Source organism: Pararhodobacter sp. (assembly GCF_034676075.1).
In the GTDB taxonomy this organism is placed as follows: domain Bacteria; phylum Pseudomonadota; class Alphaproteobacteria; order Rhodobacterales; family Rhodobacteraceae; genus Pararhodobacter.
Window position 1 is genome coordinate 1 of the sequence record NZ_JAUCCQ010000147.1, and the last position, 9,982, is coordinate 9,982.

The window sequence follows — 9,982 nt, forward strand, 5'->3', positions numbered from 1 at the left end:
GGGATCAAGACCTCGGCCGAGTGGCTGGGCGAGCATCGCTGAGGAAGCGGGGGGCTGCCGCCCCCCGCGCCCCCTGCTTCAAGGGGGGAGCACGCTCCCCCCTTGAAAATCCCCCCGTGCGTATTTCGGGCAGAATGAAAGCTGCTGGCGGTTTTGGCGAAGGCTGCCGCAGGCAGAGCCCGGACAGTGCGGGCATCGCTGCCGAAAGCGGGAGGCGATGCGTGTTTTCAACAAGATGACAGGCGCGGGAGCCAGTCGAGGGAGGCTTCGGTGGCGCCGTTCGGACGGTATTCGGCGCCGATGAAGCCGGGCCAGTCGAGTTGTGGCAGGAGGCGCGCGTAATCGACGCGGCCTTGATCGGGCGGGCCGCGGTCGGGGACGGCGGCGAATTGCACATGGCCGATCTGGGACCGGTGGGCGCGGAAGGTGGCGGCGATGTCGCCCTCGGTCCGGCCGACGTGGTAGCAGTCGAACATCTGCTTCAGATTGGGGCGGTTCAGGGCGGTGACGGTTTCCGCTGCCTGCGCCTGCGTGGTGAGGTGGTAGCCCGGCACGTCATGGGCGTTGATCGCCTCGATCAGGATGGTGACGCCGTCGGGCGCGCGGTCGCAGGCATGGGCGAGATTGGCGCGGAAGGTGGCCTCGTCGCCGTGCTTGCCCGCCATGACATGCACGGCGCCGGTCCCGGTAGCGGCGGCATAGGCCAGCGCCTCGTCGATGGCGGCGCGGGCCTCGGTCTCGCGGCCCTTGAGCGCGGCGAGGCCGAATTCACCTGGCGCGCCGGGGCGGGTGTTGAGGCTTACCATGGGCAGGCCGGTCTCGGTCAGCGCGGCCATGATCTGCGCGGCCGGGATGGCATAGGGGAAATGGCATTCGACCGCCGAAAAGCCCGCCGCCTTGGCGGCGCGGATCGCATCGGGCAGCGGGCGGTCGGTCCAGAGGAAGCCGAGATTGGCCGAAAATCGCCTCACAGCGTCACGACATGGTTGTCCCAGGCGCGCGGGCGCAGGCCGAGGGGGCGGGCCGTACCGCCCTCGACGCGCAGGATACCGCCGCCGCCGTCGGTGGTCAGGAACCCGCCCTCGCAGGGGGCGAGGCCGCAGACATCGGCGCGGGTGGTGGCGCCGAGGAACGCGCCCGTCAGCGAAAAGCGGTGCATCCGGCCGCCGCGGGGCGAGGTGATGGCGACCTCGGCCCCCGAGACGGCGACCGAGCCCGCGTAGCCCTGCATCAGCGCCTGTTCCGGGTCGGGCGCTTCGGCCAGGACCGGCGCCGCGCCCCGGCGGTGCAGGCCGAGGAGGGGAACGGTCATGGCGGGATCGCCCTCCCATTGCATGGCGAAGGCGAGCGTGCCCTCGGCATGCGCCAGATGGCGGATCGAGTTGAAATGCAGATCCGCGGGCAGGGCGACCTGTTCGGCGATGCGGTCGCTTTCGAGATAGACCAGCGAGGGCGCCATATCGGGCAGGTTCAGCTTGGTGCGGTCGCTGGGATCGGTGGCGATGCCACCATTGGCCACGGCGAAGACGTCGCCCGGCAAGCGCAGCACCTCATGCGGGCCGATGCCGCCGGTCTCGATCTGGCCGATCCGGCGATACTCGCTGTCCCAGAGGCCGAGGAACCCCTGGCTGTCGCTGGCGCGTTGCTCGACCGTGTAAAGCCGCGTGCCGTCCTCGGTGAAGGCGCCATGGCCGTTGAACTGCATTCCCTCGGGCGGGGTCAGCTGGCGCAGCAGCGCGCCCGAACCGCAATCGAGGACCAGCGCCCAGGCGCCGGGGCGGCGGGCGAAGACGACGGCTTCGGGGCGCGAGGGATGGGCGGCGCCGGCATGGCCCCGGGCGGGCAGGGCCAGCCGGAACGTATCGGCGCCCGAGGCGTCGAGGCCGAAGAGCGCGTGCCCGCCATCCGCTTCCCGCGCGCAGGCCAGCCACCGCGGGTTTCCGGCATCGGCCCAGGAGGGCAGCGGCGTGGCGAGGGCCGCGAGCCCGGCGAGGAAGGCGCGGCGCGATCCCATGTCAGTCTCCGTCCAGCGCGTTGAACCCGGGCGCGATGCCCATCGAGGTGCCGATCTCGGAGATCAGCTCCTCGCCGATGGTCCGCACCCGGCCTTGCAGCGATTCCAGATGCAGGCGGCCTTGCGGATCGCTCACGTCCTGAAAGGCCGGGTCGGTGATGGCCAGCGAGAAATAGGCGGCGGCGTCGAAGGCGCTATCCACCGCATCGACCGGCTGGCCGGCCAAAGCGGTCGCCATGCCGTGCAGCGATTCAAGCGACAGGGTCAGGTTGCGCAGGCTGCGGCCCGAGCGCCAGTTTTCCGCCCGTTGCGGGCGGGGACGGTCCTCGGTCCCCATCGGCTGGCCGAGGCGCTGGTCGGCGTCGAACTCGACGCCCCCGTGCAGCGCGGTGAAGAGGGCGCGCTCGGCCTCGGCCATCGACAGGAAGGTGGCGTTGCCGGGCTGCCCGGCGGTCCGCAGCTCGGGTGCGAATTTCTCGCGCCAGGCCTCGTCCAGCGCGGCGGCCTGGGCGGCGAGGTCATGGGCCATGACCGAGACCAGCGTGCAGGAATAGCTGTCCGGCTCGTAATCGTTGAAATCGGGGTCGTAGAGCAGGGTCTCCAGCGCGTAGAGCCCGCGCGCGGCGGCCGACACTTGCGGAAATTCGTCGATGTGCACGCCCATCGGGTCCTGCGCGGCGATCATCCGGGCCAGCGTGCGGCGCCCGGCGCTGCGCTCGTCGGGCCAGAAGGCGATGGTCAGCGCCGCCTGTTCCCCGGGGCCGAGCCTGAGATGGCCGATGCGGACCCAGGCATCCATGGCGCTGTTCCACAGCGGCGCGAGGTCCTGCGGCTGGCAGAAGTCGATTGCCTGATCGTCAAGCGCCTGCGTGGCCTGGGCGAAAGCGGCGGTGCCGGGCAGGACGTGATCGTCGAGGACCGCATCGACATCGGCCAGCGCGGGGGCTGCGACAAGGGTCAGGGCCAGAACGGCGGGGGCAAGGCGCATCACAGGGACTCCAGAAAGCGCAACAGGGCGGCGCGGTCGTCGGGGGCCAGCGCGACGATCTCGTCGCGCGCGGCCTGCGCCTCGCCCCCGTGCCAGAGGATCGCCTCGAGCAGGGTGCGGGCGCGGCCATCGTGCAGGAACTGGGTATGCCCGCTGACCTCCCCGGTCAAGCCGATGCCCCAGAGCGGCGGTGTGCGCCATTCCCGGCCGCTGGCGCGTCCCTCGGGGCGGTTGTCGGCCAGGCCCTCGCCCATGTCGTGCAGGAGGAGGTCGGTATAGGGCCAGATCAGCTGGAACGAGCGTTCGGGGGCCTCGGGCAGCGTGGCGGTGACGAAGGCCGGGTTGTGGCAGGCGGCGCAGCCCGAGGCGTGAAAGATGGCGCGCCCGCGCAGGACTTCGGCATCCTCGACCCCGCGGCGGGCGGGGACGCCCAGCATGGCGCTGTAGAAGGTCACGAGGTCGAGCACCGCCTCGCTCACCTCCAGCCCGCCCTGTTCGGCATCGGCGCCATCGGGGGCGGCGCGGCAATCGGCCTGCGCCGCGCTGCAATCGCCCCAGCCCTGGCGGTGGAGCGCGCTCGACAGGCCCATGTCGCGGTGAAAGGCCGAGGCGACCTGCGCCCGCAGCGTCGGCATGCCCGCCTTGTGGCCGAAGCGTCCCAGCATCGGCGCGTCGAATTCCGCCGACCAGACGAAGGCGGCGCGGCCGGAAATGCCGTCGCCATCCGCGTCGTCAGGATCGGCCAGCGCCAGGATCTGCGCCTCGGGGATCGCTTCCAGCAGGCCCAGCCCGATCAGCGGCGGCGCCACACGGGGGCTGAGCATGACATCGGCGGCCAGCGGGCCATAGGCCGGATCGGCGACCGACCAGAGGGGGCGGCGCAGGGTCACGGTCTCGCCGCCCGTCAGCTCGACCGGGACGTCTCGCCAGGTGACGGCGACCTGCCCCTCGGCGGCATGGCCGGGCAGGGCGTGGTCCTGCAACTGGTCGCCATAGGTCGGTTCCGGCAGAGTGGCGATCCACTCGGCGATGCCCTCGGGGCCCGGGGTGCCTTCGGGCGCGGGGATCGAGAGGTGCAGCACCAGTCCCGAGGCCTCGTCGCTGCCATCCGGCACCTGGCCGCGGCCGTCCTGCCGGTGGCAGAGCGCGCAACTCCGAGCGTTGAACAGCGGCCCCAGCCCGTCCGAGGCGATGGTCGAGGAGGGGGCGGAAACCCAGGGCCGCTGCAAAAGCGCCTCACCCAGCACGAAATCCATGCGCTGTTCGGCGCTCAGATTGGCGGCGGGCTGGGAAAAGGCATCGGCGCCGTCACGCGCGCGGACCGTGCCCGCGCCGCCCGAGCGCAATTCGAAGCGCTGCGGCTGGGTCGGATCGTCGGGCGGGCCGACGACGAGCGCCGCGCGGCCTGCTTCGCGCGGGTCATGCGGCGGGACGGAAAGATGCAGCTCGGACAGCTCTTGCGCGGCCGTGCCGAGGGGGAGGGCGGCCGCGAACAGGGTCGCGGCCGCGAGGGCCTTACTCGGCCGCATCCATCGAGGCGGCGTTGAGCAGCGCATAGCGTTCTTCCCCAAGCCGGTCGTGCAGCGCGATCTGCGTCTCCAGGAAGTCGATATGGCCTTCCTCGTCCGTCAGCAGCTCCTGGAACAACTCCATCGACACGAAGTCGCTGACCGACTGGCAATAGGCGCGGGCCTCGCGATACAGCGCGGCGGCCTCTTCCTCGGCGGCGAGGTCGGCTTTCAGCGTCTCGATCGGGGTCTCGCCGATGCGCAGCGAATCGAGCTTCTGCAGGTTCGGGTGGCCACCGAGGAAGATGATCCGGGCGATCAGCTTGTCGGCGTGCTGCATCTCCTCGATGCTTTCCTCGCGGCTCTTCTTGGCCATCTTGGCCAGGCCCCAGTCTTCCTGAAGGCGGAAATGCAGCCAGTACTGGCTGACCGCGGTCAGTTCCGAGCGCAGAGCGCGGTTGAGATACTCGATGACCTTGGCGTCACCCCTCATGAGCGTTCCTCCTGTGTGGCCGCGCGGCGCAATCCGCGCAACTGCATGGGAACCTGCGTATGCGGATTCGACCGCAGCGTCGAGAGGAACAGGGACATGCAGCCCCCGCAATCGGCCGATTTCCCCAGGGCGCGATAGACTTTGCCCGGGGTCACGATGGTCATCGGGTCGGCCGCGCGCATCCAGTCGACCGCGGCATGGATGTCGCGGTCGGTGATGTGCTGGCAGGAACAGACGATCATCGCCGGACCCTCAGTGGAAGACCGACGAGGGGTTGTCGAGGCTGTCGGACCCCTCAAGCGAGACGCCATCCAGCCCCAGCGCGGTGATCGCGCGTTCGATGTCGCGGGTCTGGGCGACCAGCGCGTTGACCGCCGCCATGATCACCGTCTCGCCCTCGGCATTGCCGGGCGCCAGCATCATGTCATAGGCCATGCCGCCCTCGGCGGTGTCGACCATGGTCTGCAACGCCGCGACCGAGGCATCGAGCCCGCCGCGCAGCGCCGTGTCCAGCGCCGGATCCGCGGCCGCGACCAGCGTATCCAGACCCGCGCCGCTGACCGCGCTGCCGTCAATGCGGGTGTATTCACCGACATAGACGTTGCGGATGCCGACGCCGTCGTAGAAATGGCTCCAGGGCGTGTTGTCCGAGAAGCAATCCTGCTCTTCCTCGGGGTCGTTCAGCAGAAGGCCCAGCCGGATCCGTTCGCCCGCCAGCTCGCCGTAGGACAGGCTGCCCATGCCGGTGAGGATGCTGGCAAGCCCGGCGCGTTCGTCGGCCATCAGCGTGGCGCGGGCCTCGCCGTCGGCGGTCCAATGCCCGGCCATCTCGGCCAGATCGGCGACCAGAAGGTCGGTCGCGGCGCGCAGGTATTCGGCGCGGCGGTCGCAATTGTCGTTGGTGCAGGCCTCGCCCTGGGCGTAATCGGTCCAGGGGCGGTCGCCCGCGCCGGGGCCAGTTCCGTTCAGGTCCTGACCCCAGAGCAGGAATTCGATGGCGTGATAGCCGGTCGCCACATTGGCGTCGACGTCATCGGCCTCGTGCAGCACGTCCTGCAACAGCGCCGCGTCGATGGTCGTGGCATCGACCGTCTGGCCGCCCAGCGTGAAGCTGGAATTGGCAACGACATTCAGCTCGGCCAGCCCGTTGTCGTCGCCGCCGATATAGCCGCGTGCCACATAGTCGATCAGCCCCTCGTCCAGCGGCCAGGCGTTCACCCGGCCTTCCCAATCGTCGACGATGGCATTGCCGAAGCGGAAGACCTCGGTCTGCATGTAGGGCACGCGGGCGGCGCGCCAGGCGGTGCGGGCGGCCTCCAGCCCCTCGGCCGAGGGGGCGGACAGGAAGGCCTCGATGGCGGCCTGCAGGGACTCGGCGCTGCTGTGAGCGTCGCCATAGGCGGCCTCGGCGATATCGGCATAGGTGGTCAGCACCTCGCCCGGGGTGGCGGCCTGTGCCGTCAGGGGCGCCGAGACGGGCAGGGCGATGGCGGCGGCAAGAAGCAGGGGCGAGATCGGGCGCATGGGATCCTCTGGCTGGCACCGCGCGGGGCGCGGAAGGGCATGCCGGGCTGGCCATCGCAACGGGAAAACGGCTTGGCTTGGCGGGGGCACCATGGCGCCGGTCAGGCCGAAAGTCAATCCCGATATCTTTAGTTGGGTATTCCGGGCGGGCCGCTGCCGCCGCGTCTTTCCCCGGCCCTTCTCCCTGCTATGCTGGGCCGAGGCAGCCGCAGGGGGAGCCATGACATCTTATCAGATCGAGCCGATCGGCCATGTCCGGGGCGGCCGCGCGCTGCCCGAGGACGATGACTGGGGGCCCAGCCGCGCGGTGATCGAGCTGGACGCACGCCGCTTCGGCCCCGAGGCGCTGGCCGGGCTCGACGGCTTCAGCCATGCCGAGGTGATCTTCCTGTTCGACCGCGTTCCGCCTGAGAAGATCGAGACCGGCGCCCGCCATCCCCGCAACCGCACCGATTGGCCGCTGACCGGGATCTTCGCCCAACGCGGCAAGAACCGGCCCAACCGGCTGGGGGTGACAATCTGCCGGATCCTGGGGGTCGAGGGGCGCGCGCTCAGCGTCGAGGGGCTGGATGCCATCGACGGGACGCCCGTGATCGACATCAAGCCGGTGATGCGGGAATTCCTGCCGCGCGGCCCGGTCGAGCAGCCCGACTGGGTGGCCGAACTGATGGCGCGTTACTGGTAGGCGGGTTCAGCCCAGCAGATGCGCCAAGTGCCGCATGGCCAGCGCATAGCCATGCACCCCGAACCCCGCCATCACCGCATCCGCCCGGTGGCTGACATAGGAATGATGGCGGAAGGCCTCGCGCTTGTGGACCTGGCTGATATGCACCTCGATCACCGGCCCCTCGAAGGTGTTGAGCGCATCCAGCACCGCCACCGAGGTGTGGGTCAGCGCCGCCGGGTTGATGATGATCCCCGCCGCCGCCTCGCGCGCCTCGTGGATCCAGTCGACGATCTGCCCCTCCCAGTTGGATTGCAGAAGCCGCGTGTCCAGCCCCGCCTCGGCACCGATGGCGGCGCAGGCGGCGGCCACGTCGTCCAGCGTCTCGCGCCCGTAGATCTCGGGCTGGCGGCGGCCCAGCAGGTTCAGGTTGGGACCGTTGAGGATATAGATCATGGGGGTCATTGCGAAAGCGCCTCTGCAGCCCGGGTCGGTTTGCCGCCAGCTTAGGCAAGGCACGCGCCCCATGCCAGAGCACTTGCCCGCGCGCAGGCCGGTGCTCGCACGTTTTTGTGCGTCTCGGAACGCTACCCGGACGGGCCGAACGCGGCTAGGATGGTCCGAGGCCAGCGCCGCCGCCCGATCCGGAGCCCCGCATGCGCGACATCGCCAGTTTCATCGCCCTCAACCGCTTCGGCATGGGTGCCGGGCCGGAGGATGGCGTGCGCCCGGGCGATGACCCGCGCGGCTGGCTGAAGGCGCAGATCCGCCCGCTGGCGCCGATCCCGGGCGATTTCCGCCCCTCCGAGGCGATCATCGCCGATATCTTCACCGCCCGCCTCGACCGTCCCAACCGGCAGGCCGAGGCGGTGCGCGCGGCGATCCGGGACGATTTCCGCCCCTCGGTCCGGGCCCGCACCGCGCGGGCCATCGCCACGGCCCGGCCGCTGCCCGAACGGATGGCGCATTTCTGGTCCAATCATTTCACCGTCTCGACCACGCGCCGGGTGACCGCAGCGGCGATCCCGGCCTATGAACGCGAGGCGATCCGCCCGCATGTCTTCGGCCGCTTCGCCGACATGCTGAAGGCGGTGGTGCGCCATCCCTGCATGCTGACCTATCTGGACAACATCGCCTCGATGGGACCGGACTCGCCCGCCGGTCGCACCCGGCGGGCCAATCGCGGCGTCGAGACGACGCTGAACGAGAACCTCGCGCGTGAGATTCTGGAACTGCACACGCTGGGCGTCGATGGCGGCTATGACCAGGAGGACGTGATCCAGCTGGCGCTGGCGCTGACCGGCTGGAGCCATGGCGGATTGCGCCGGGGCGGCGGGGGCGACGAGGTTCACGGCCGCTTCCAGTTCTTCCGCCGCCAGCACCAGCCGGGCGCCAAGACCGTGCTGGGGCGCCGCTACGACGAGGCGGGCGCCGACGAAGGGCTGGCGATCCTTGACGATCTGGCGCGACACCCGGCGACGGCGCGGCATCTCGCCACCAAACTGGTGCGCCATTTCGTGGCCGACGACCCGCCCGCTGCCGATGTCGATCACATCGCCCGGGTGTTTCAGGACAGCGATGGCGATCTGGCCGAGGTGACGCGGGCGCTCATCGACCTGCCCTCGGCCTGGGCCGAGCCTCTGGCCAAGGTCAAGACGCATTACGAATTCATCATCGCCGTGCATCGCGCCATCGGCCCCGAGGCGCCCCGCGCCCGCGACCTGTTCCGTCCGCTGCGGATGATGGGCAACGAGCCTTTCACCGCCCCCTCGCCGCAGGGCTGGGGCGACCGGGCGGGTGACTGGATCAGCCCCGAGGCGCTGATGCTGCGCCTCGAATGGGCGCAGCAATACGCGGCCGGACTGCCGGGCGGCTATGTTCCCCGGGAGCTGTTGCAGGCCACCATCGGGCCGGTCGCGCGGCAGGTGACCGAAACCTGGCTTCTGCGGGCGCCCTCGGGCGATCAGGCGCTGACGCTGTTGTTCGGCAGTCCCGAGTTCCAGAGGAGATGAGCATGCTCAACCGCCGCCTCTTCCTGCAGATGTCGGGCGCGAGCCTGGCCGCGACCCTTGCCGCCTCGGGCGTGGCCTTCGCCGGAGCTCCGACCGACAGCCGCTTCGTCTTCATCTTCCTGCGCGGCGGGCTCGACGGGCTGCACGCGCTGATCCCCTATGCCGACAGCGATTTTCAGCGCCTGCGGCCGCGGCTGGCCCCGGGGGCGGAGGAGCGGCTGGATCTCGACGGCTATTTCGCGCTGCATGCGTCGCTGGGCGGGCTGATGCCGCTCTGGCAGGCGGGCGAGCTGGCGCTGATCCCGGCCGCGACCACGCGCTACCGCAACCGCTCGCATTTCGACGGCCAGAACCTGTTGGAGAACGGCACCGCCCGGCCCTTCGGTGCGCGGGACGGCTGGCTGAGCCGGGCGATCCTGGGGCTCAACGCGGGCGACCGGCGGCTGGGGCTGACGCTGGGCCCCTCGCTGCCATTGATCCTGCAGGGCGGCGCGCCGGTGCAGGCCTGGACCAACGGGCAATTGCCCGATCTCGACGAGGATTTCCTGACCCGGCTCGCCATCGTCTACCGCGACGACCCGCTTTTCGCGCAGGCGCTGGGCAATGCCACCAACTCGCCCGAGCCGATGATGGGCGCGAACCCGCCCGACAACGGCTTTCTGCTCTCGGCCACCGCCGCTGCCGATCTGCTGTCGCGCCCCGAAGGCCCGCGGATCGCGGTGATGGACCTGAACGGCTGGGACACCCACGCCAACCAGACCGGCCGCCTGCGCGGGCTC

At 70.4% G+C, this 9,982-nt stretch carries 11 protein-coding genes; 3 read left to right on the forward strand and 8 right to left on the reverse strand.

Going from position 1 to position 9,982, the window contains the following annotated elements; genetic code table 11:
• Positions 1–227 precede the first annotated feature (227 nt).
• The 7 genes from VDQ18_RS21290 to VDQ18_RS21320 are packed head-to-tail and all read right to left on the reverse strand — an operon-like array spanning position 228 to position 6,527.
• Positions 228–971 carry a hydroxypyruvate isomerase family protein gene (locus tag VDQ18_RS21290; RefSeq protein WP_323022875.1) on the reverse strand — a complete coding sequence of 248 codons (744 nt, stop codon included), beginning with the start codon at positions 969–971 and terminating at the stop codon, positions 228–230.
• A complete protein-coding gene (locus tag VDQ18_RS21295) occupies positions 968–2,014 on the reverse strand; it encodes a DUF1513 domain-containing protein (protein WP_323022876.1) in 1,047 nt (348 codons plus the stop codon). The genes VDQ18_RS21290 and VDQ18_RS21295 overlap by 4 nt, the downstream gene beginning before the upstream one ends.
• Before the next feature lies 1 nt (position 2,015).
• Positions 2,016–3,002 carry an imelysin family protein gene (locus VDQ18_RS21300; RefSeq protein WP_323022877.1) on the reverse strand — a complete coding sequence of 329 codons (987 nt, stop codon included), beginning with the start codon at positions 3,000–3,002 and terminating at the stop codon, positions 2,016–2,018.
• Positions 3,002–4,531, reverse strand: a complete 1,530-nt coding sequence (locus VDQ18_RS21305) for a di-heme oxidoredictase family protein (protein ID WP_323022878.1) — start codon at positions 4,529–4,531, stop codon at positions 3,002–3,004. Before VDQ18_RS21305 ends, VDQ18_RS21300 begins: the two co-directional genes overlap by 1 nt.
• Complete coding sequence (gene bfr, locus VDQ18_RS21310; protein WP_323022879.1) at positions 4,518–5,003, reverse strand: bacterioferritin; 486 nt, start codon at positions 5,001–5,003, stop codon at positions 4,518–4,520. The genes VDQ18_RS21305 and bfr overlap by 14 nt, the downstream gene beginning before the upstream one ends.
• Positions 5,000–5,245, reverse strand: a complete 246-nt coding sequence (locus tag VDQ18_RS21315; RefSeq protein ID WP_107749827.1) for a (2Fe-2S)-binding protein — start codon at positions 5,243–5,245, stop codon at positions 5,000–5,002. Before VDQ18_RS21315 ends, bfr begins: the two co-directional genes overlap by 4 nt.
• A gap of 10 nt (positions 5,246–5,255) precedes the next feature.
• Entirely contained in the window at positions 5,256–6,527 is a 1,272-nt protein-coding gene (locus VDQ18_RS21320; RefSeq protein WP_416235135.1) for an imelysin family protein, read from the reverse strand.
• Between the two features lie 220 nt (positions 6,528–6,747).
• Here VDQ18_RS21320 and VDQ18_RS21325 point away from each other — a divergent pair, with 220 nt between their 5' ends.
• Complete coding sequence (locus VDQ18_RS21325; RefSeq protein ID WP_323022880.1) at positions 6,748–7,212, forward strand: SAM-dependent methyltransferase; 465 nt, start codon at positions 6,748–6,750, stop codon at positions 7,210–7,212.
• 6 nt (positions 7,213–7,218) lie between these two features.
• Here VDQ18_RS21325 and aroQ read toward each other — a convergent pair whose 3' ends face one another.
• Entirely contained in the window at positions 7,219–7,656 is a 438-nt protein-coding gene (gene aroQ / locus VDQ18_RS21330; protein ID WP_323022881.1) for a type II 3-dehydroquinate dehydratase, read from the reverse strand.
• Between the two features lie 191 nt (positions 7,657–7,847).
• Here aroQ and VDQ18_RS21335 point away from each other — a divergent pair, with 191 nt between their 5' ends.
• Together VDQ18_RS21335 and VDQ18_RS21340 are read left to right on the forward strand one after the other, a co-directional pair.
• Entirely contained in the window at positions 7,848–9,203 is a 1,356-nt protein-coding gene (locus VDQ18_RS21335; RefSeq protein ID WP_323022882.1) for a DUF1800 domain-containing protein, read from the forward strand.
• Positions 9,204–9,205: 2 nt separating this feature from the next.
• A partial coding sequence (locus tag VDQ18_RS21340) for a DUF1501 domain-containing protein (protein WP_416235136.1) occupies positions 9,206–9,982 on the forward strand: 777 nt, incomplete at its 3' end.